Source organism: Microbacterium sp. MMO-56 (assembly GCF_037146215.1).
In the GTDB taxonomy this organism is placed as follows: domain Bacteria; phylum Actinomycetota; class Actinomycetes; order Actinomycetales; family Microbacteriaceae; genus Microbacterium.
Window position 1 is genome coordinate 18126 of sequence record NZ_JBBCVW010000008.1, and the last position, 22091, is coordinate 40216.

Here is a 22091-nt window from a genome sequence, read left to right on the forward strand (position 1 = left end):
GGCGTCCCTGAACGAACGGTGAGGGGATTCCTGCGCGCACCGGCCGGGATGCGCACGCGGGGCATAGCCTGAGGACGATGACATCTCCCGCGACGGCCAGCATCCCGCTCAGCCACGGACAGCGCTGGCGCGCGTTCTGGGTCTGCGTCTCCGTCGCCGCGCTGACGATCCTCGACCTGAGCAAGGTGAACGTCGCGCTGCCCTCCATCGAGCACGCGCTCGGCGCGAGCTCGACCGAGCTGCAGATCGTGGTGTCGGGATACGTGCTGATGTTCGGGCTCGCGCTCGTCCCGTTCGGACGCCTCGGCGATCAGCGCTCGCGCACGCAGCTGTTCCTCGTCGGGCTCACCCTGTTCACCCTGACGAGCATCGTGTGCGCGCTCGCGCCGACGACCGAGGTGCTGCTGGTCGCGCGCCTCGTGCAGGGCCTGGCCGCGGGCATCCAGATGCCCCAGGTCCTCGGCACCATCCAGCAGATCTTCACCGGAGCCGAGCGCGGCCGCGCGTTCGGGCTGTTCGGTGCGACGATCGGGATCGCGACCGCCTTCGGGCCCACCCTCGGCGGCCTGATGATCGCCCTCGGCGGTCCGCAGGACGGATGGCGCTGGATCTTCTGGATCAACGTCCCGCTGTGCCTCGCCGTGCTCGCCGGCGTGATCTGGCTGCTCCCAGGGACCCGCCGACCGGCGCCGGGCCGCCTGCAGCTGGACCCGATCGGACTCGTCCTGTTCGCCATCATGGTCGTGGCGCTCCTGTGGCCGTTCCTGTTCACCACGGGTTCGCCGGACGACGACCCCCGCAGATGGTGGACCCTGGTGCTCTTCGGCGTGTTCGCGGCCGCCTTCGTCTGGTGGGAGCGGCGGTACGAGGCGTCCGGTCGCTCCCCGCTCGTGCCCTTCCGGCTGTTCGACATCGGCTCCTATCGCAACGGCACCCTCATCGCGACGACCTACTTCGCCGCCATCCCCGCGATGTTCCTCACGACGACCCTGTTCCTCCAGCTCGGCGTCGGGCTGGAGCCGGTCTTCGCGGGGATGGTGTCGATCGGCTTCGCCCTCGCCAGCGCGGTCAGCGCGTGGATCGGCGGCAACCTCGTCGGCAGGCTCGGCCGTCCCCTCGTCGTGTGGGGGATCGGCATCGTCCTCGTGTCGGTCGTGATCCTCGCCGTCGTGGCCTTCACGGTCCCCGCCGAGGTCGTGGCGTACGCGATGGCCGCCACGATGCTCGTCGCCGGGGTCGGGGCCGGCCTCGTCGTGGCCCCCAACCAGGCGCTCACCCTCGCGGAGATCCCCACCCGCGAGGGCGGGCTCGCCGGCTCGGTCGGTCAGCTCGGGCAGCGGATCGGGACCGCCGTCGGGACCGCGGTGGCGCTGTCCCTGTTCTACGCCGCGATCTACCGCGACGCGGATGCCGGCCGTCACGGCATCGACGCATTCCACGACGCCTACGCGTACGGCATGGTCTCGGTCGCGATCTTCCTCTCCCTGGCGTTCCTGCTCGGCGTGGCGGACCTGCTCTCGCGGCGGCGCGGGCACGACCGGCCCGCGCCCGGCGCACCCCCGCGGGTCTGACGACGGATGTCCGCGGCCCCGCCTACCGTGGACACATGCGCATCCTGCACACCTCCGACTGGCACATCGGGCGGACCTTCCACGGTCATTCCACGCTCGAGGCGCTGCGCGGCGTGCTGGAGGAGCTCACCGACCAGGTGCGCGATCACGACGTCGACGTCGTGATCGTCGCGGGCGACGTCTTCGACTCCGCGACGCCCGCGGCCGCCTGCTACACCCTGCTCTCCGACACCCTGCGCGCGCTCGCCGACACCGGGGCCGAGGTGATCGTCACCAGCGGCAACCACGACTCCGCGGCGCGTCTGGGCTTCCAGGCGGGGCTCCTGCGCGAGGGCATCCACGTCCTGACGGATCCCGCCCGGCTCGCGACGCCGATCACGGTGCGCGACGTGCACGGGCCGGTCCACATCTACGGCATCCCGTTCCTCGAGCCGGCGCTGCTGCGCCACGTGTGGACCGGTGCGCGGTCGCAGGCGGACGTCCTCGCGCACGCGATGGGCCTCGTCCGCGCCGATCTCGCGGAGCGCGCGGCGGACGACCCCGGGGCGCGCTCCGTCGCGATCGCGCACTGCTTCGCCGCGGGCGTCGAGCCGACCCCGCACCTCGAGCGCGACATCCAGCAGGGCGGTCTCGACGTCGTTCCGCTGTCGGCCTTCGCCGGCGTCGACTACATGGCGCTGGGGCACATCCACGGGCGCCAGCAGCTGGCGCCCGCGGTGCGCTACGCCGGCGCTCCGCTGCACTACTCCTTCGGCGAGGGGGACAAGCCGCGCGGCGCATGGCTCGTCGACCTGGATGCCACGGGCTTCGCGGGCGCGCAGTGGCTCGAGCTTCCCGTGCCGCGCCGGCTCGTGACGCTCCGCGGGCCGTTCGAGGACCTGCTCGTCGATCCCGACCTCGCGTCCGCGCAGGACGCGTGGGTGTGCGTCGAGTACACGGACGCGTTGCCGCAGGCCGATCCGCTCCGGCGTCTGCAGGAGCGCTTCCCGCACTGCGCGAAAGTCGTCCACGCGCCGCTCGTCGAGCGCTCGGGCGACACGAAGACCTACGCGCAACGGGTCCGGGCGGCGCGCAGCGACCGTGAGCTCGTCGACGCCTTCCTGGTGCACGTGCGCGACGGCGAAGGCGCGAGCGAGCAGGAGGCGGAGGCGCTGCGCGACGTGTTCGACGAGCGGACGCGCGCCGAGGCCCGCGCATGAGGCTGCATTCCCTGGAGCTGACCGGGTTCGGGCCGTTCCGGCAGACGCAGCGGGTCGATTTCGACGCCTTCGCGGACGACGGCCTCTTCCTCATCACCGGACGCACCGGTGCGGGGAAGTCGAGCATCCTGGACGGGGTGAGCTTCGCCCTGTACGGCACCGTCCCCCGCTACGACGGCGCCGACCGGCGCCTGCGCAGCGACCACAGCGCCCTGACGGATCCGACCGAGGTGCGTCTCGAGTTCACGGTCGGCGACACGCGGTGGCGGGTGACGCGCGCGCCCGATTACGACCGCCCGGCCAAGCGCGGAGGAGGCCTCACGACCGAGCCGGCACGTGCCGAACTGGAGGAGCGGGTCGGTGACGGCTGGGTGGGCCGGGCTGCCGGCCCGCGCGACGTCGGTCTCGCGCTCGGCGAGCTGCTGGGTCTGGGTGCCCAGCAGTTCCAGCAGGTGATCCTGCTCGCGCAGAACAAGTTCTCCCGGTTCCTGCTCGCGCCCGGCGACGAGCGGCAGGGCCTGCTGCGTGCGTTGTTCGGGACGCGTCGGTTCGAGCAGTATCGCGATGAGCTGGAGCAGCGGCGTCGCGACGGGCAGAAGCGGCTCGACGCGGCCTCGGAGCACGCCCGCACCCTGCTCGAGGTCGCCGAGCGGGCCGTCGCCGATGCGTACGCCGATGGGCACCCCTCCGACGACGCCCGGTCCGCGACCGGCGACGTCGGCGCGCGTCGGAGCGCTCTGCTCGCCGCGACGGCACGTTCCGACTACCGCGTCGAGCAGGCGATCACCGAGCGGGAGCAGGCCGACCTCGCCCACCGCGCCGCCGCGGCCGCACACGCCGCGCTCGCCGACCGCGCCCAACGGGGCCGGGAGCGCGCCCGTGCGCGGGAGCGTCTCGCGCAGCTCGAGGCGCGGGCGCCGGAGATCGACGCCGAGCGCGAGCGTCGCGATCTCGCCCGCGCCGCGGGGCTGCTGCGCGCGCCGATCGAGGGTGCGGATCGCGCGGCGGCGGCCGCTCAGGACGCCACGGCGGCGGCCGATGCCGCGATGTCGGTGTGGGTCGAGGCGGGCGGTGCGGCCTCGGTCGACGCGACCGGGCGGATCGAGCAGCTGTCGGCCGACCTGGCGCGGGCGGCGGACGCGGCGGAACTCGAGCGCGTGCGGGACGAGCGGCGGGAGCGACGTCGCTCCGTCGAGCGGTCGCACGCCGAGGCCGACGCGACCATCGCCGGCCTCGAGGCGCGGGCGGCGGGGATCCCCGCCGAGCGCGCCACGCTCGACACCCTGATCGGCGAGGCACGCACCGTCGCCGCCCGCCTCGACGACCTGCGGCGCCGGACGGCGGAACTGTCCGTGCAGCGCGAGGCCGCTCAGGAGGCGATCGTCTGGACGCGGACCCACGCGGACGCCGAGGCCGCGCATCTCGCCGCGAGCGAGGCGGCGGCCTCCGCCGCGGCGGAGGTGACCCGCCTTCTGCAGCGACGCCTCGACGGCTACGCCGGTGAGCTGTCGGCCGCACTCGCCGACGGCGAGCCGTGCGCGGTGTGCGGTTCGCTCGCCCACCCGCAGCCCGCGTCGCCGACCGCCGAGCCCGTGACGGACGCCGACCTCGCGGGAGCGGAGGCCGTGCGCGATCGCACGGCGCGCGCCGCGTCCGCCGCCGCCGACGCGGCTCGGGACGCGCGCGAGCGACGGACGGAGGCGCTCTCCCGTGCGGCGGGACAGGACGCCGACACTGCCGACGCGGCACTCGCCCGGCTGCACGCCGAGACCGAGGCCGCCGAGGGCGCAGCGCGCGACGTGGATCGGCTGCAGGCCGCACGTGCCGAGCTCGACCGCGCCGCCGTCGAGGCCCAGGCGGACCTCGCGGCACTGCGTGATCGCCGCGCCGCACTCGCCGAGGACCTGGCCGCGCTGCGCGCGGAGGAGGAGCGCGCCGAGGTCGTCATCGACGACGCGCGCGCCGGATTCTCGAGCGTCGCCGCGCGGATCGCCGCGGGTGAGGCGGAGCGCGAGCGCGCCCGCCGTCTGCGGGATGCCCGGGACCGGCTCCGCGAGTGCGAGGGCGCGCGGGACGCGGCTCGGGCCGACCTCGACGAGCGTCTGGCCGTGAGCCCGTTCGACGCCCTCGACGAGGCGCGCGCCGCGCTGCTCACCGACGCGGCCCTCGGCGAGCTCGACACCCTGATCGCGGCGTACGACGCCGACCTCGCCGCCACGAGGTCACGGCTGCTCGACCTCGAGCTCGCCGTCCTCGGCGAGGAGGTGACCGACGACGAGCTCGCGGCCTCGGCCGAGGCCGCGGAGCACGCCGACCAGCGCCGGTCGGCCGCCATCGCGGATCTGCGCGACGCCGAGATCGCCGCCCGGCGAATCCGCGATCTCGTGCAGCAGGCGGATGCCGCCTTCGCCGGCGTCGAGGATCTCGCCGACGACACCGCCGTCATCACCCGCCTGGCCGACACCGTCGCCGGTCGCGCCCCGAACACGATGAAGATGGACCTCGAGACGTTCGTCCTGGCCGCCGAGCTCGAGGAGATCGTGGTGGCGGCCAACCTGCGCCTGTCCGAGATGTCGTCGGGTCGCTACACGCTGCGGCACAGCGATGCGCGGGCGGCGCGGGGGCGTGCGTCGGGGCTCGGCATCGAGGTCCTCGACGCGCACACGGGGCGACTGCGCAGTCCCCAGTCGCTCTCGGGCGGAGAGACGTTCCTGGCGTCGCTCGCCCTGGCCCTCGGTCTCGGCGAGGTGGTGACCTCCCGAGCGGGGGGCATCCGGCTCGACACCCTGTTCGTGGACGAAGGCTTCGGCTCGCTGGATCCGGAGACCCTCGAGCTCGCGATGCGCACGCTCGACGAACTGCGCGCCGGCGGTCGTGTCGTCGGCGTCATCAGCCACGTCGAGGCCATGAAGGAACAGCTCCCCGCACAGCTGGTCGTCGAGGCCACGCCCGAGGGGCCGAGCATCATCCTCCAGGACGTGGCCGTCTCGACCTGACGCCCGTCCGGACCGCCGGCCACGGTCAGGCGGCGTCGGCGAGGCCGTCGTGGATGCGACGCAGATCGACCAGGAGCGACCCGATCAGCAGCCAGTGCGCGGGGGGCGCGGCGGCGATCTCCAGGGGACGGGTGAGGGCGGGCGGCTCGGCGGCCGGCTCGTGCGCTCGGATGAGGCCGAGCCGGAGGTCGTGCGCCGCCCGGTGCAGCTGCTCCGCGATGGCGGCGGCGTGCGGGTCCGTCGCGATCGCGGCGTCCTCCTCGTCGGTGAAGGCGCGCGTCATCCCGATGACCTGGGTCGCGATCGCGGACAGGCGGCGCACCTCGTCCTCCAGCCGCGAGACCTCGTCCGCGCGACGGCGGCGCCGCGGGTTGAGCATCAGCGAACTGCGCGCATCGACGATCGCGGCCTCCGCCGCCCCGACCATGCTCCGCAGTCCCCGTGCCCGCGCGAGCAGATCCGCGAGCGATGCGGCATCCTGCGGGGTCGTCAGGGCGTCGCCGAGGCGGTCGAGAGCGGCCGCGGTCTCCTCGATCGCGGCGGTGACCCGCGCGCGGGCGGGCTCGAGGGCCAGCGGAGGGACGAGCGCGACGTTGACGACGAGTCCGATGGCCGCGCCGATGACGGTCTCCACGATGCGGTCGAGGGCGTAGTCCGGCGTCGCCGTGCCGAGGGCGAGCACCAGCATGGCGCTGATCGCCATCTGGTTCGCCGTCCCCGGCGTCGCGCGCAGAGCCCACGCGACCAGCAGGGCGCAGACGACGGCGAGGGCGACGCCCCAGAACTGCGAGCCGAGGAGCATCCCGATCGCGGAGGCGACGATCACGCCCGCAACGACACCGATCGTGCGCTCGACCCCGCGGCCGAACGACTCGCTGATGCTGGGCTGCACCGTCAGCAGCGCGGCGATCGCGGCGAACACCGGCGGCGGCCCGTCCACGAGCCACCCGGCGATCAGCCACGCGGCGAGCGTGGCGACCGCGGACTTCAGCACCTGCAGGAGAGGCGAGCGGCGGGCGGCGCGCAGCGACAGGCTCATGCCTTCACGTTACGCGCGCTCCTGCGCCCGCGCGGTCGCGCCCGATCACTCGAGGTGGGCCTCCGCGGCGTCGTAGATCGTCTCGAACAGCTCGCGCAGTCTCTCCGTGCTGACCGTCTCGCCGAAGCTCGACTGCATCTGCGTCACGTACGCGTCGATGCCCTCGTCGCCCGTCGCGAGCAGGGTCTGACCGATGCCGACGAGAGTCTCGTCCGGGAGGCTGGCCTCGACGACCTCGGGGGTGAGCGTCGGGTCGATCTCGGCCATGATCTCGTTCACCGCCGGGCGGACCTCCTCGATGAACGCCGCCTCGTCTCCCGTGAGCGGGACGAGATCCGTGTCGTCGCTGTCGGGTCCGTCCTCGACCGGGGCGGTCGCACTCGGAGCGGGCAGACCCGACGTGCTGGTCGCTGCGCTCACCGACAGGCCCGTGAACACCGCGGCGACGATCAGCGCGAACGCGCCGACGACCCCGCCGAGCACCGAGAGGACGAGACCGGTGACGCTCAGCGCCGTGCCGCCGTGACGCTTGGCGATGAGTGCGACGAGGGAGACGACGAAGGCCGCCAGGAGGACGAAGCCGCCGACGAAGACGAGGATCAGCCCCACCCACGGCACCGGCAGGAAGCCCGTGAGGGAGAGGACGGTGCCCGCGATCGCGAGGATGAGGGCCGTCCACGCCAGGCCTCGCGGGCGGGTGTCCGGTCCGGACGCCGGGGCGGGCGGCGGTGCGTAGGCGGCGGGATGGCCCGCGGGCGCCCCGTAGGCGGGAGGGGGCGCATAGGGCAGCGTCGGCTGCGCGTCGGGCGACGACTGCGGAGGAGCCGACGGGGCGGTGTAGGGCGCGTTCGCGTCGTAGGCCGGCGGAACGGGGGCGGCGGGGGTGATCCGTTCGGTCTGCTCGGCATCCCGCGCCGGGTCCGTGGGGTCGGACGGGACGGGGGGCGGGGTGGTCGACATGAGGCCTCCGGTTCGTGCCGCGACGGCTGCCGCGGGCACCCTCGAGGCTACCCGGTCCGATGACGACCGGTCAGACCCGGAGCGCCCCCGGTCAGACCCCGTAGCGGTCGCGGATCTCCTCGCGCAGGACGGCGCTGCACGCCGCGACGGTCTCGCGCCAGTCGGTGATCGCGTCGTCCTGGGCGTTGTCCGAGACCGCCTTCAACACGGTGACGGGCACCCCGAAGCGCTCCGCGACCCAGATGTACGCGTAGGTCTCCATGTCCACGAGGGTGGCCCCGAGTGCGCGGATCGCGGCGACCGCCTCGGCGTCGTCCACGAAGTGGTCGCCGGTGGCGATCGTGGCGGTGCCCCGCCCCGTGGTCACCAGCGCCGGGAGCGAGACGTGCTGGCCCGCGATGCCGTCGATATCGGTGACGTCGTGCTGGATCGCGCCGGAGATGTCGTGGACGCCGGTGACCTCGGGGTCCAGCGACCCGGCGGTGCCGACGACGACGATCTCGTCGATGCCGCCCTCGTCGAGGCGGCGGGTGAGCGCGTAGGCGGCCTGCAGTTTGCCCGGACCGGTGACGAGCCGTTCGAATCCGGCGAGGTCGGTTTCGAAGGCGACCAGTTCGGAGGCGAGGGCGGCGACGAGGAGTTTCACCGTCCGATTCTCGCATCCGTTCGCGTCCCCGCTTTCTCCCGGAGCGGCCGCGGGCGATCCGCGGGCGAGTGCGCAATGATGAGGTGCACCGGATCCGACCGGTACCCTGCGCCGACGAACGGAGTGGCAATGACATTGCAGACGGTTCTCCTGGACGCCCCGTCGGGCGTCACGGCTCGCCTGGGCTGGGACCCGGGGACGAGCGTGCACGACCGTCGCCGCATCATCGCCAAGGAGCTCATCGCCGCCAAGCTCGGCTGCGAGACGAAGGACGTCGCCATCGAGCGCGAGGCGCCCCGCGGCTTCGGCTACCACACGCGCCTGATCGCCTCGCGCGGCGGCGTGGAGCTCCCGATCGCGATCGTCACCGCCAGCTACCGCGCGGCGACCGTCGTCGCGATCTGCGACCCCGCCCTGCCGGTCGGCATCGACATCCGCGACATGCACCCCGAGCCCGCCGATGTCCGGCAGATGCAGAAGCACTCGCACCTCGTGGACGGCACGAACGTCGCCGACCTCCTCGACCACTGGGTCCGCGTCCAGGCCGTCCTCGAGGCCGACGGCCGGGGCGTGCGCGTTCCCCCGGACCACGTGCGCCTCGACAGCGGCCGTCACAAGGGATGGGTGCCCGACCGCAACATGAAGTACCAGCTGACCGACGCGTCGCGCGACGGCTGGGTCATCACGATCGCGGTGGGCCGACTCCCCGAGGAGTGACGCGCGGCGTCAGTCGTCCTCGGGCAGCGCGGCCGCCAGCTCCGCGAGCCACGCCCGGGCGTTGCCGTCGGACGGCGCGCGCCAGTCGCCCCGCGGCGACAGCGCGCCCGCGGGCAGGACCTTCGGACCGTTGGGGATGGCCGTGCGCTTGAACTGGGCGAATCCGAAGTACCGCGAGAGGAACACCCGCAGCCATCGCACGATCGTGGTGCGGTCGTAGGCGTAGCGGTCGCCGTCGGGGAAGCCGGGCGGCCATGCGCCCGCCTCGGCGTCCGCCCACGCCTGCTCGGCGAGGAAGGCGATCTTCGACGGGCGCATGCCGTAGCGCAGCACGTGGAACAGTGCGAAGTCGTGCAGGGCGTAGGGGCCGATGGTGTCCTCGGTGGACTGGACCTTGCCGTCCTGACCGGCGGGGACGAGCTCGGGGCTGATCTCCGTGTCGAGCACCGACCGGAGCACCTGCTTCGCCTCGTCGGACAGGCTCGTGGCCGCGTCGTCCGCGGCGTGCGCGATGACCCAGCGGATGAGGTGCTGGATGAGGGTCTTGGGCACGCCGGCGTTGACGGCGTAGTGGCTCATCTGGTCTCCGACGCCGTAGGTCGCCCAGCCGAGCGCGAGCTCGGAGAGATCGGAGGTGCCCACGACGAACCCGCCGTTCTGATTGGCGAGGCGGAACAGGAAGTCCGTGCGCGCCCCCGCCTGGACGTTCTCGAACGTGACGTCGTAGACCGGCTCGCCCTGGGCGAACGGATGCCCGATCCCCGTCAGCAGCTCGCGCGCCATCGGCCGGATGTCGATGGTCTCGATGGTCGCGCCGATCGCCTCCGCGAGGGCGATCGCATTGGACTTCGTGTGGTCGCTCGTCGCGAACCCCGGCATCGTGTACGCGAGGATGTCGCTGCGCGGCCGTCCCATCCGGTCCATCGCGCGCGCGACGACGAGCAGGGCGTGCGTGGAGTCCAGGCCCCCCGAGACGCCGATCACCGGGCGAGGACCCCCGATCGCACGCATCCGCTGCTCGAGTCCCGACACCTGGATGCTGAACGCCTCGTAGCAGTCCTGGTCGAGCCGGGCGGGGTCGTCCGGCACGAAGGGGAAGCGGTCGAGCGGACGACGCAGTCCCCGCACCTCGGCGCCGAACCCGTCGGCGTCGAGGCCGAGCGTGAACGGGATGCGGCGGCCCTCCGGCGCGGCGTCGGTCCGGTTGTCGTCGAACGTGCCCTGGCGGAGGCGGTCCTGGCGGAGCCGGTCGAGGTCGACGTCGGCCAGCGCCGTGCGGGGGCCGTCGGGGAACCGCTCCGTCTCGGCGAGGAGCGTCCCGGCCTCGTAGACCATGGTCTGCCCGTCCCAGGAGACGTCGTTGGTCGACTCGCCCAGACCCGCCGCGGCGTACGCGTAGGCGGCGAGGCAGCGGAACGACTGCGACTTCGCGAGCAGGTGCCGGTCCTCGGCGCGGGCGACGGTGATCGGACTGCCCGACAGGTTCAGCAGGACCGTCGCGCCCGCGAGAGCAGCCGTCGACGAGGGCGGCACGGGGACCCACATGTCCTCGCAGACCTCGGCGTGCACGACGAGCCCCGGCACGTCGGTGGCCTCGAAGAGGAGGTCCGTCCCGACCGGCACCTCGTCGCCGGCGACGAGGGCCGTCCGCGGTGCCGATGCCCCGCGCGCGTACCAGCGCGCCTCGTAGAACTCGCGATAGGTGGGCAGATGGCTCTTCGGCGCGACGCCCCGCACCCGGCCGCGATGGATCACCACGGCGCAGTTGTACAGGCGCGCGCCGATCAGCAGCGGCGCGCCCACCACGAGAAGCGGTCGGAGCGTGCGGGACGCGGCCACGACGGTGTCGATCGCCGCACGGACGGCATCCAGGACGGCGTCCTGCATGACCAGGTCGTCGATCGCATAGCCGGACAGGCACAGCTCGGGGAAGAGCGCGACCGCCGCGCCCGCGTCGTGCGCCTCCTGCGCCGCGGCGACGACGGCGGCCGCGTTGGCGGCGGGATCGGCGACGGACACGGGGACGGTGCACGCGGCGACGCGCGCGAACCCGTGCCGGTAGACGCTCTCGAACGGCAGGCTCTCGATCACGTCCCCAGTCTGTCAGGTGACGGGCCGTGCCGGTCGGGGGAGGCGGCGCGATGTCGGTCCACCCGGCTAACGTCGAAGGCGGAAGGGTGACATGCGAATCATCGAGGGGGGCGCCGGCGGCGCCCGGATCGTCTGGAGCGCCAGCGACCTGAAGGCGGCGGCCGAGTGCGAGTTCGCGTGGCTGCGCGCGATCGACGCGAAGCTCGGGCGGATCGCGGCCGTCGAGGAACCCGAGGATCTCACCCTCGAGCGGGCCGGCCGACTGGGCACGCAGCACGAGCTGCGCCAGCTCGAGCAGTACCGTGCGCAGTATCCCGGACGCGTCGTCGAGCTGCCCGAGACCCGGTCATCGGACGTCGACGGCATCGCGGCGGCGACGGCCGCGACCGCGGACGCCCTCGCCGACCCCGGCGTCGCCGTCATCTATCAGGCGGTGTTCGCGACCGACGAGTTCGTCGGGTTCGCCGACTTCCTCGTGCGCGACGAGGGCGACGACGGGCGATGGGTGGTGCAGGACACCAAGCTGGCGCGCCACGCCCGTGTGACGGCTCTCATGCAGTTGGCGGCATACGCCGACCAGCTCGACCGGGTCGGCGCCGCCCGCAGCGATCGGGTCGAGCTGCTTCTCGGCGACGGCACGACCTCCGCCCACGAGGTCCGGGACCTCATGCCGGTGTTCGCGCTGCGCCGGGAGCGTCTGCGCGCCCTCGTGGCGGATCGCGATCTGAGCGCGGGTGACCGGGGCGCCGCCCTCGCGTGGGGGGACGATCGCGGGGCGCTGCGGGTCGTGGCGTGCGGGCGCTGCGCCACGTGCGACGCCGAGGTCGTCGCCCACCGCGACCTGCTGCTGGTGGCGGGGATGCGGCCGGTGCAGCGGGACCGCCTGCGCGCCGCCGGCATCCGCACCATCGACGATCTCGCCGCCGCACGCGAGGCACCCCCGCGCATGTCCTGGGACACGTTCACGGGCCTGCGCACCCAGGCTCGGCTGCAGCGCGAGAGCCCGGCCGGCGGGGTCGAGCTCGCGGTCGCCGACGGGGCGGACGCATCGCATCCGCCCGTGCCGACCTACGACGTCGTCTTCCCGAAGGCGATCGGCGCGCTGCCGCGCCCCGATCGCGGCGACATCTTCTTCGACTTCGAGGGCGACCCGCTGTACACCGAGGCCCCGCGGCCCGGGGGACGGCCGCAGTGGGGCATCGACTACCTGTTCGGATGGGTGGACGACCGCGAGGAGTACACGGCGCTGTGGGCGCACAGTCACGCGGAGGAGCGCGAGGCGTTCGAGACCTTCCTCGATCTGATCGCGCTGCGACGGCGGACCCACCCCGGCATGCACATCTACCACTACGCCCCGTACGAGACGACCCACCTGCTGGCGATGGCCGCGTCCTACGGCGTGCGCGAAGCCGAGGTGGACGCCCTCCTGCGCGACGGCGTGTTCGTCGACCTCTATCCGATCGTCCGCCGCTCGCTGCGGGTCGGATCGCGCTCCTACTCCATCAAGAAGCTCGAGCCCCTGTACATGGGCGACGAGGTGCGCACGAGCGATGTGCAGCGCGGAGACGACTCGATCGTCAAGTACGTGGAGGCGCGCGCGCTGATCGAGGCCGGCGACGCCGACGCCGGGGCCGCCGTCCTCGCCGATCTGGCCGACTACAACCGCTACGACTGCGTGTCGACGAGGCGGCTGCGGGACTGGCTCGTCGAGCGCGCACGCGAGGCGGGATTGCGGCCCTCCGCCGACATCGACTCCGCGGAGCGTCCGTACGAACCGTCCCCGCGGGCGGATGCGCTGCGGCGGCTCGCGGAGTCCGCCGCCGCGGCGATGCCCGACGAGGCCGCCGTCGTCGCACTCAGGCTCGCCGCCGCCGCGATCGACTACTATCCGCGCGAAGCCAAGACGTTCTGGGCGACGCACTTCCTGCGGCTGCGCGAACCCGTCTCGATCTGGGAGGACACCCGAGACGTCGTCGTGTTCGACCACGACCGGTGCCGCGTGCTCACCGACTGGCACATCCCCGAGGGGGCGCGCGCGCCCAGACGGGTGGTCGAGCTCCGCGGGGACCTGGCTCCGGGCACGAAGCTGACGCGCGACGGATCGGCCTTCCTCCTGTACGAGCTGCCGGTGCCCTTCCCGCTCGAGACGAGCCCGCGGTGGATCCATGCGGCGCGGGCGGTGCGCATCGCCGACGTCCTCGACGACGGCATGATCGTCGAGGAGACCTCGGTGGGCGGCCATACCTGGCAGGAGCTCCCGATCGCCTCGACGCCCCCGGCTCCGCCGCGGGCGGGCAGCCAGCAGGCGGCGATCGACGAGTGGGCGGACACCGTGCTCGCCGCGGCGCCGACGGGGTCGGACGGCTTCCCGCGCGACGCCGCGACCGACCTGCTCCTGCGTCGCCCTCCGCGCACCCGCTCGGGCCGGCTGGCGCGCTCGGGCGCCGACGACGTGGAGGACATCCTCCGCTCGGTCGACGACCTGGACCACAGCTACCTCGCCGTGCAGGGCCCCCCGGGGACGGGGAAGACCTACGTGGGCTCGCACGTGGTCGCGCGGTTGGTCGCCGAGCGCGGTTTCCGGGTGGGCGTCGTCGCGCAGTCGCACGCCGTGGTGGAGAACATGCTCGACCGGATCGTCGCCGCCGGGGTGCCGCGGGGCCGCGTCGCGAAGGCGCTCAAGGCGACGGGGGAGGCCGAGCCGTCGTTCACGCCGATCGCGAAGGACGGCTACGCCGCGTTCGCCGCCGAGCACCCCGAGGGGTTCGTCATCGGGGGGACGGCATGGGACCTCAGCCACGGCGGCCGCGTGCCGCGGGGGAGCCTGGACCTCCTCGTCATCGACGAGGCGGGTCAGTTCTCCCTCGCCTCGACGATCGCGGTCTCCGTCGCCGCCCGGCGCCTGCTGCTGCTGGGCGACCCGCAGCAGCTTCCGCAGGTGAGCCAGGGGACGCACCCCGAGCCGATCGACACCTCGGCGCTCGGCTGGGTGATGGACGGCGCCGCGGTCATCCCCGATGATCGCGGGTACTTCCTCGCCCGCACGCGGCGCATGCGTCCGGAGGTCGCCGCGCCGGTCTCCGAGCTCTCCTACGAGGGGCGCCTGGCCGCGCACCCGTCGACCTCGGGGCGCCGGCTCGCGGGGATCTCTCCCGGGGTGGTGACGGTGCCGCTCGCCCACACGGGGAACGCGACCGCCTCGCCGGAGGAGGCGACGGCCGTCGTCGGGCTGGTCGCGGACCTCGTCGGGCGGGAGTGGATGCCGGACGACGGGGCCGCGCCCCGCCCGTTGGCCCCTCGCGACCTGATCGTCGTGACGCCCTACAACGCGCAGCAGGTGCTCGTGGAGGAGGCGTTGGCCGAGGCGGGATTCGGCGAGGTTCCCGTCGGCACCGTCGACAAGTTCCAGGGGCAGGAGGCGGCGGTGGCGATCGTCTCGCTCGCCGCGTCGTCGGGGCGGGATGCTCCGCGCGGCCTCGAGTTCCTGCTGCTGCAGAACCGCCTGAACGTCGCAGTCTCGCGCGCCCAGCACACCGCCGTCATCGTGTACGGGACGGGACTGCTCGACGATCTGCCCCGCACACCGGAGGGCGTGGCCCGCCTCAGCGCCTTCGCCCGGCTGGTCGGGGCGGCGTGAGGCGGTGGCCGGTGCGGGCCGAGCTCAGACCGTGCCGTAGAGGCGGTCGCCGGCGTCGCCGAGGCCAGGGACGATGTATCCCTTGTCGTTCAGCCGCTCATCCAGAGCTCCGAGTACGAGGGTCACGTCGCGGTCGCCCACCTGCTCCTCGATCTTCGCCACGCCCTCGGGGGCGCCGAGGATGCAGATCGCGGTGACGTCCTGCGCGCCGCGGGCGAAGAGGAAGTCGATGGCGGCGCCCAGGGAGCCGCCGGTGGCGAGCATCGGATCCAGGACGAAGCACTGGCGGTCGCTCAGGTCCTCGGGGAGGCGCTCTGCGTAGGTGTACGGCTGCAGGGTCTCCTCGTTGCGCGCCATGCCGAGGAAGCCGACCTCCGCCGTCGGCAGGAGCTTGACCATGCCGTCGAGCATGCCGAGGCCGGCGCGGAGGATCGGCACGACCAGGGGGCGGGGCTCGCCGATGCGCACACCCGTCGTCGTGGTCACCGGAGTCTGGATCTCGACCTCTTCGACGCGCACCGCGCGGGTCGCCTCGTAGGCGAGGAGGGTGACGAGCTCCTCCGTCAGCTGGCGGAACACCGGCGAGGGGGTGCGCTGGTCGCGCAGCACCGTCAGCTTGTGGGTGATGAGGGGGTGGTCGGCCACGTGCACGCGCATGGTGATCAGCCTACGCGGCTGGAACCGTGCACGCGGGCCCGGCGCGTCACCGCCGCGCGTCGAAGAAGTCGCCGAGCAGTCGGCGGGCGGCGGCATCCCGGACGCCGCCGACGACCTCGGCGCGCACGGGGAGGCGCCGGTCGCGCAGCACGTCGTACACCGACCCGGCGGCGCCGGCCTTCTCGTCCCAGGCGCCGAACACCACCCGTCCGACGCGCGCCTGGAGGATCGCCCCCGCGCACATGAGGCAGGGCTCGAGCGTCACCGTGATCGTGGCCCCCTCGAGGTTCCACGAGCCGATCGCGCGCGCCGCGGCACGCAGCGCGACGATCTCGGCGTGGGCGGTGGGGTCGCCGGTCTCCTCGCGGAGGTTGCGCCCCTCGCCGAGGACGGCGCCGTCGGCGTCCGACACGACCGCACCGACGGGGATCTCGCCGGACGCCGCGGCCTCCGCCGCGAGCACGAGGGCGCGCGCCATCGCGCCGTCGTCGGCCGGGCGCACGGGAAGGGTCACGCAGACAGCGTAGAGGTCATCGGGAAGCTCAGTCCGAGGAGCTCAGGATGATCGCCTCGGTCGGGGGCGCCGGGTCGGCGGGGTGCCCGATGTAGCCGACGACCTCGAGCAGCGCGCGGCGGAACTCGGCCGGCCGCTCCAGGTGGGGGGAGTGGCCGACGCCCTCGAGCACGACCTCCCGCACCGTCCCGCCGGCCGCCGCGTAGGCATCCAGCACGTCGCGGGTCTGCGACACCATCTCCTGCGCCGGTGCGGCGTCTTCGCCGGGCCATCCCGGGATCACGCCGAGGGCGCCCAGGTGGTTGAGGTCGAAGAAGGAGGTGTCGGACACGATGGCGTCCGCCGATCCGCGCACCCAGAGGACCGGGGGCTTGATCGCCACGTCGACGATGCCCGAGGTGTCGAAGTACCGGGGCGCCATCGTGTTGAGCACGCCGACGGCGCCCACCCCGAACCCCGGCCAGTTCTCGCTCGCGACGGAGTCGCCGGGGTAGTTGCCGGTCGCCGTCGACGTGGTGTTCATCGACTCGATCCAGATGTCCTCGTGCTCGCTGGCGTAGCCGGGGGCGACGTAGCCCGAGCGGAAGACGCTGCGCGGCGACGTCGGGGCGTCCTCGCCCATGTCGCGGTCGGTGAGCCGCTGCACGAAGTCGGGGTTCGCCGCGCCCCCGCCGCACCCCGCGTCGTCGGCGGTCAGGCGGGAGCCGTCGCGACGGGTGCCGCCGAATCCGTAGGGCGAGACGGGCGCCTGCAGCGTCAGGGAGAGGACCGGGTGATCGATCGCGTACTGCATGACGACGCCGCCGCCCATCGACCACCCGACGAGATGCGCGGTCTCGAGCCCCAGGGCGCGGAGGGTCGCGTGCACGTCGTCGCTGAAGTCGCGGACCCCGCGGGTCGCGTCGACGGGAAGGCTCTCCGTGCCGCCGAAGCCGCGGAGGTCGATCGCGATCACACGCAGATCTCCCGGAAGGTCCTGCATGAGCTCCTGCCAGAACAGGCTCGACGAGACGTTCCCGTGGACGAGGACGATCGTCTGATCGGCGGCGGTCGACGGGTCGTCGGCGACCCGCTCGAGGATGTTCACGGTCAGCCGGTCGGTGTCGATGAGGCGCGAGGCGATGCCGTCCAGGAGGGTCATGCCCGCATCCTACCCCCGCCTTCGATGAACCTGAATAGGATTTCAGGTGTCCGAACGGGCTCTCAGGTGGACGATCCGCGACCGCCCGGACGAGGCATCCCTAGGATGGAGCCATGCCCCGCCCTCTCCCCTCGATCGCGATCCTCGGTGCCGGCTCGATGGGGGGTGCGATCCTGCACGGACTGGTCGGATCGGGCCTCGCCCCCCGCGTGAGCGTGACCAATCGGTCCGCGGCGAAGGCGGCCGATCTCGCCGACCTGCCGGGCGTCACGAGCCACGCCCTCGCCGACGACCCCGGGGCCAACGCGGCCGTCGCCGCGGAGGCCGACATCGTCCTGGTCGGCGTCAAGCCGCTGATGGTGCCCGACCTCCTGCGCGAGATCGCCCCCGTGCTGCGGCCGGGGACGATCGTGGTGAGCCTCGCAGCGGGCGTGACGATCGCGACCTTCGAGGAGATCGTCGGTGAGGGCATCCCCGTGGTCCGGGCGATGCCGAACACTCCCGCCGTGGTCGGCAAGGCTGTCACCGGACTGTCCGCCGGCGCCGCCGCATCCGCCGCCGACGTCGCGCTCGTGCGGGAGCTCTTCGAGACGTGCGGTGTCGTGATCGACGTCCCCGAGACGCAGATCGACGCCCTGTCGACGATCTCGGGCTCGGGCCCCGCGTACGTCTTCCTGCTCATCGAGGAGCTCACCGAGGCCGCGCGCGGCAAGGGATTCTCCGACGAGGACGCGCGCCTCATGGCCGAGCAGACCTTCATCGGCGCCGCGGCGCTGCTGGATGCCACGGGTGAGGATCCCGCAGAGCTGCGCCGCCGCGTGACGAGCCCCAAGGGCACGACCGAGCGCGCCGTCGCGGTGCTCCAGGGCGCCAACCTCTCGGGCATCTTCGCCGAGGCGACCGACGCCGCCCTCGCCCGCGCCCGCGAGCTGGCCTCCGGCGCCTGACCCCCCCTCTCCCGCCGCGCCCGCGCCGCGCGCCCGCGAGAAACACCTTCGCGCGCGAGAAACCACGCCCGCGCGTGTTTCTCGCGGTCGCGATGGTTTCTCACCGGGTGCGGGAGAGGGGGAGTGCGCGCGGGGTGCGGGAGAGCGTGGACAGGGCGGCGCGGTCACGGGGCGCACGAGGGGGACGGAGGCGCGGTGCAGGGCGGTGGCGAGAGGGGCGACGCGGAACGCATCCGCGAGGTCCCATCGGGCGAACGGATGCCCGGCCCGCCGCAGCCGGTCCTCGCGCCGCTTCTCGTCGCGCAGACGCTGTTCGGCGCGCCGGGCGTCGTGCAGCTCGTACTTGCCCCACCCGTCGCTCTCACCGATTGCGCGACACGACGGGAACAGGAAGTCGACCCGGTCGTCAGCCCCTTCGTATGCGAACTCCGCCTGCAGGACCGGGTCCTCGAAGCCGCACCACGCGATCACCGCGCGGCTGACGCTCTCACCGGGCGATTCCGCGCGGCCGTCCGCGCGCGACCAGATCCAGGCGAGCCTCGCCATGCCCCGACGCGAGACCTGACCGGCCGCGCGGGTGCGCACGCCGTCGAGGTCGAGCGTGCCGCCCTGGGCCGTCGACAGGGCGGCATCCGCGACCGCGAGCGCCGGGGCGGGAGGAAGCACGCGGCACAGGTCGACGACCGTGTCGAGCAGGGAGGTGACGGGGATGCCGGCGATCCGGACCCGCTCGCGCGGGTCGCTGCTCGTGTGTACGCAGACGTCGCCGAAGCGGCGGGATGAGGTGCGTTCCTCGTCGAAGACGTGGATATCGCGCGCCTCGCCGAACAGCGGCAGGCCGTGCAGCACCGCGGCGGACTCGAGGCAGAGCATGCTGTCCGGATGCGTCAGGGCGAAGGCGTGGACGCGGAGCGCGTAGCGCTCCCACGGGGCGAGCCGGACCGTCGCCGCGGCATCCGCGTACACGCCGCGCCGCACGCGCACCCACGAGGCATCCGACACCGGCAGACGCCGCGCCTTCGCCTCGGCGGAGGTGACGAGGGTCAGCGGCGGGCGGGTCGCGGCGCGATCACGGAGGAGGAGCGGCATCCGCCGAGTCTGCGCGCTCGCCGCCCTCCAGGCTCCTCTCCTCCCTCCCCCCTGTGCACAACTTCCCCCACCGCGCGACAGGGGAGGACCCGGCGCACCGCGACGAGAAACCATCGCCGCCCCGAGAAACACGTGCGGGCGTGGTTTCTCGCGCGCGAAGGTGTTTCTCGCGGGCGCGCGGGGCGGCGCGGCGCGCAGGTCAGCGGTCGAGGGAGGCGAAGCGCTCTATGTCGGAGTTCGTCCCGGACACGATGATGAGGTCGTGGTTGGTCACGACCGTGTCGGCCTCCGCGTAGCGGAACGGCTTGCCGGGGCTCTTGACGCCCACGACGGTCACGCTGTACTTCGAGCGCACGCCCGACTCGTTCAGGCCGATTCCGCGGATGAACTTCGGGGGATACATCTTGGCCAGCACGAAGTCGTCGTCGAAGCGGATGAAGTCCAGCATCCGTCCCGAGACGAGGTGCGCGACGCGCTCGCCGGCCTCGCGTTCGGGGTAGATCACGTGGTTGGCTCCCACGCGGGCGAGGATCTTGCCGTGGCTCTGCGAGACGGCCTTCGCCCAGATCTGCGGCACCTTCAGGTCGACGAGGTTCGCCGTGATGAGGACGGATGCCTCGATCGAGGACCCGACGGCGACGACGGCCACCTGGAAGTCCTGCGCGCCGATCTGCTTGAGGGCGTCGAGGTTCTTCGCGTCGGCCTGGACGGTGTGGGTGACGCGCTCCGACCACTTCTGGACGAGCTCGAGGTTCTCGTCGATCGCGAGGACCTCGCGGTCGAGTCGGTCCAGCTCGCCGGCGCAGGCGGCTCCGAACCGTCCGAGGCCGATCACGAGGACAGGGGCGTCGCTGCGCAGCTGCTCAACCAACGATGGGCCTTTCCACGGGCAGCGAGTAGTGCTGCGAACGGCTGGTCGCGGCCACGGCCGCGGCGAGAGTCACTGTACCAACGCGCCCCATGAACATGGTGAGCGCGAGGACGTAGACGGCGGGATCGGGGAGGGTCGCCGTGAGCCCGGTCGACAGCCCGACGGTCGCGAAGCCCGAGATCACGTCGAACAGCACCTCCTCGATGGGTGCCTGCGTGATCTGCCCGATCGTGATCGTGGCGACGGCCACGATCGTCGAGCCCCACGCGACGACCGACAGGGCGACGCGCTGGACGTCGCTCGGGATGCGCCGGCCGAACGCCTGGACGCTCGGGCGGCCCTTCGCCTCGGACCAGACCGCGAGGGCGAGCACCGCGAGAGTCGTGACCTTGATGCCGCCCGCGGTCGAGGCGGACCCCCCGCCGACGAACATCAGCATCGAGCCCACCACGAGCGACGACCCGTTCATCTGCGAGATGTCGATCACCGAGAATCCGCCCGAGCGCGTCATGGCGGACAGGAAGAAGGCCTGGAACGTCGTGTCCCACGCATCCATCCCGCCGAGCGTCTTCGGGTTGTCGTACTCGAGAAGGAGGAAGACGGCCGCGCCCGCGAAGAAGAGGATGACGGTCGTGATGAGCGTCAGCTTGGCGTGCAGCGACCAGCGGCGCAGGTGCAGGTGGTGGCGCCACAGGGTGAAGATCACGGGGAAGCCGATCGAGCCGAGGAAGACGCCCGCCATGAGCACGGTGAGGAAGTAGTAGTCCCCGGCGAAGGGCGTGAGGCCCCCGGCGTTCGGGGTGAACCCCGTGTTGGTGAACGACATCGCCGCGTAGAACGGCGCCTCCCACAGTGCGGTGAGCGGATCGACGCCGCCGATCAGCAGCGACGGGTAGAGCAGGACGGCGAGCCCGACCTCGATGACGAGCGTCGACAGGGCGACGGTCGCGAGTAGCTGTCCGACCTCGCCGAGTCGCACGGTCTGCCCCTCGTTGACCGGGCCGCCGTGGGCGCGCAGCGGATTCGAGTCCCCGGCGGCCAGGAGCTTCGCGCGCAGCCCCAGTCGCTTCGAGATCACGAGGCCGAGGATGGAGGCGAGGGTCAGCACGCCGAGCGCTCCCACGTTGACCCCGATGAAGACGAGGACGTGGCCGAACGGCGACCAGTGCGTGGCCATGTCGACCGTGGACAGGCCCGTGACGCAGATGGTGGACACGGCGGTGAACAGCGCGTCCGCGAACGGGGTGCGGACGCCGTCGGCGGAGGCCGCGGGCAGGGAGAAGAGCCCCGTGAACACGAGGACGAGGGCGGTGAACACGAGGACGGCGAACCGGGGCGGGGATGCCATCGCGAGCTCGCGGATCGCGTGCACGACCACGGGGGCCGTCGACCGCAGGCGGCGCGTCGCGCGGACGACGACGGAATCGTCCGCCATGACCGCCTCCTCGTCTCGTCCGGTCCCGCTTGGTCGTTGTCATGGTACTCGGGGCGCGGCGCGGGCTAACCTATCGTCATGGCCGACATCTTCGACGTGATCGCCGACGGCACCCGTCGGGACATCCTGCAGCTCCTGCGCGAACGAGCCGCCTCCGGCGAGCACGGGACGAGCGTGTCGCAGATCGTCGGAGAGCTCGGGGTGAGCCAGCCGACCGTGTCCAAGCACCTGAAGGTCCTCCGCGAGGCCGAACTGGTCTCGGTGCGCGAGGAGGGCCAGCATCGCTACTACAGCCTCTCGGTCGGTCCGCTGGACGAGGTCGACGATTGGCTCGTCCCCTTCTTCGACGACGGACTGGCCGCCGCGGAGGCCGCGGGGTCGGGACTCACCGAGTCGGCCGCCGCCGCCGCGGACCTCGTCGGGCGGGCTGCGGCCTCGACGAAGCACGCCTTCGAGAGCGTGCTGAAGAAGATCCCCGGTCGCTGAGCCAGTTCACAGCGGTCACAGAGGTTTACACGCGTCGCACGTGGCCTCTACGCTGTGAGGACGGCCCCGTGGGGGATCGGGCCTGGGGAGAGGAA

The 22091-nt window shown here is 73.0% G+C and carries 17 protein-coding genes; 8 read left to right on the plus strand and 9 right to left on the minus strand.

All coding sequences use genetic code 11. From position 1 onward, the window contains the following. The first annotated feature begins 77 nt into the window (after nt 1-77). Genes WFI00_RS08955 through WFI00_RS08965 form a run of 3 tightly spaced genes read left to right on the plus strand, consistent with a single transcriptional unit; the run spans nt 78 to nt 5766 of the window. Complete coding sequence (locus WFI00_RS08955; protein WP_336632930.1) at nt 78-1571, plus strand: MFS transporter; 1494 nt, start codon at nt 78-80, stop codon at nt 1569-1571. Between the two features lie 35 nt (nt 1572-1606). Next, on the plus strand, nt 1607-2770 hold the full coding sequence (locus tag WFI00_RS08960; RefSeq protein ID WP_336632929.1) for an exonuclease SbcCD subunit D: 1164 nt from the start codon (nt 1607-1609) through the stop codon (nt 2768-2770). After that, on the plus strand, nt 2767-5766 hold the full coding sequence (locus tag WFI00_RS08965; protein ID WP_336632928.1) for an SMC family ATPase: 3000 nt from the start codon (nt 2767-2769) through the stop codon (nt 5764-5766). Before WFI00_RS08960 ends, WFI00_RS08965 begins: the two co-directional genes overlap by 4 nt. Before the next feature lie 25 nt (nt 5767-5791). On the opposite strand, the gene WFI00_RS08970 is transcribed toward WFI00_RS08965, so the two are convergent. The 3 genes from WFI00_RS08970 to WFI00_RS08980 are packed head-to-tail and all read right to left on the minus strand — an operon-like array spanning nt 5792 to nt 8411. Beyond that, nucleotides 5792-6805 carry an FUSC family protein gene (locus tag WFI00_RS08970; protein WP_336632927.1) on the minus strand — a complete coding sequence of 338 codons (1014 nt, stop codon included), beginning with the start codon at nt 6803-6805 and terminating at the stop codon, nt 5792-5794. A 45-nt stretch (nt 6806-6850) separates the two neighbouring features. Continuing rightward, nucleotides 6851-7804 (minus strand): hypothetical protein, encoded by a 954-nt coding sequence (locus tag WFI00_RS08975; protein WP_336632926.1) that lies wholly within the window; start codon nt 7802-7804, stop codon nt 6851-6853. 52 nt (nt 7805-7856) lie between these two features. Next, entirely contained in the window at nt 7857-8411 is a 555-nt protein-coding gene (locus WFI00_RS08980) for a nucleosidase (RefSeq protein WP_336632925.1), read from the minus strand. Between the two features lie 129 nt (nt 8412-8540). On the opposite strand from WFI00_RS08980, the gene WFI00_RS08985 reads away from it, so the two are divergent. Further along, nucleotides 8541-9128: a hypothetical protein gene (locus WFI00_RS08985; protein WP_336632924.1), complete on the plus strand. Its 588-nt coding sequence runs from the start codon at nt 8541-8543 to the stop codon at nt 9126-9128. A 9-nt stretch (nt 9129-9137) separates the two neighbouring features. Here WFI00_RS08985 and WFI00_RS08990 read toward each other — a convergent pair whose 3' ends face one another. Further along, nucleotides 9138-11219 (minus strand): NAD(+) synthase, encoded by a 2082-nt coding sequence (locus tag WFI00_RS08990; RefSeq protein WP_336632923.1) that lies wholly within the window; start codon nt 11217-11219, stop codon nt 9138-9140. Between the two features lie 91 nt (nt 11220-11310). On the opposite strand from WFI00_RS08990, the gene WFI00_RS08995 reads away from it, so the two are divergent. Beyond that, nucleotides 11311-14856, plus strand: a complete 3546-nt coding sequence (locus WFI00_RS08995; RefSeq protein WP_336632922.1) for a TM0106 family RecB-like putative nuclease — start codon at nt 11311-11313, stop codon at nt 14854-14856. Between the two features lie 24 nt (nt 14857-14880). On the opposite strand, the gene upp is transcribed toward WFI00_RS08995, so the two are convergent. The 3 genes from upp to WFI00_RS09010 form a co-directional block, all read right to left on the minus strand. Next, a complete protein-coding gene (gene upp / locus WFI00_RS09000; protein WP_336632921.1) occupies nt 14881-15513 on the minus strand; it encodes a uracil phosphoribosyltransferase in 633 nt (210 codons plus the stop codon). A gap of 46 nt (nt 15514-15559) precedes the next feature. Further along, a complete protein-coding gene (locus WFI00_RS09005) occupies nt 15560-15991 on the minus strand; it encodes a nucleoside deaminase (protein WP_336632952.1) in 432 nt (143 codons plus the stop codon). A gap of 64 nt (nt 15992-16055) precedes the next feature. Further along, a complete protein-coding gene (locus tag WFI00_RS09010) occupies nt 16056-17168 on the minus strand; it encodes an alpha/beta hydrolase (protein ID WP_336632920.1) in 1113 nt (370 codons plus the stop codon). Nucleotides 17169-17281: 113 nt separating this feature from the next. Here WFI00_RS09010 and proC point away from each other — a divergent pair, with 113 nt between their 5' ends. Next, nucleotides 17282-18115 carry a pyrroline-5-carboxylate reductase gene (gene proC, locus WFI00_RS09015; protein ID WP_336632919.1) on the plus strand — a complete coding sequence of 278 codons (834 nt, stop codon included), beginning with the start codon at nt 17282-17284 and terminating at the stop codon, nt 18113-18115. 258 nt (nt 18116-18373) lie between these two features. Next, nucleotides 18374-18898 (plus strand): hypothetical protein, encoded by a 525-nt coding sequence (locus WFI00_RS09020; protein WP_336632918.1) that lies wholly within the window; start codon nt 18374-18376, stop codon nt 18896-18898. 505 nt (nt 18899-19403) lie between these two features. Here WFI00_RS09020 and WFI00_RS09025 read toward each other — a convergent pair. Together WFI00_RS09025 and WFI00_RS09030 are read right to left on the minus strand one after the other, a co-directional pair. Further along, the gene (locus WFI00_RS09025; RefSeq protein WP_336632917.1) at nt 19404-20075 is read right to left on the minus strand and encodes a potassium channel family protein; all 672 of its coding nucleotides are present in this window, start codon (nt 20073-20075) and stop codon (nt 19404-19406) included. Beyond that, complete coding sequence (locus WFI00_RS09030; RefSeq protein ID WP_442928317.1) at nt 20068-21510, minus strand: TrkH family potassium uptake protein; 1443 nt, start codon at nt 21508-21510, stop codon at nt 20068-20070. The genes WFI00_RS09025 and WFI00_RS09030 overlap by 8 nt, the downstream gene beginning before the upstream one ends. Before the next feature lie 78 nt (nt 21511-21588). Here WFI00_RS09030 and WFI00_RS09035 point away from each other — a divergent pair, with 78 nt between their 5' ends. Next, on the plus strand, nt 21589-21996 hold the full coding sequence (locus WFI00_RS09035; protein WP_336632916.1) for an ArsR/SmtB family transcription factor: 408 nt from the start codon (nt 21589-21591) through the stop codon (nt 21994-21996). Nucleotides 21997-22091: the final 95 nt, after the last annotated feature.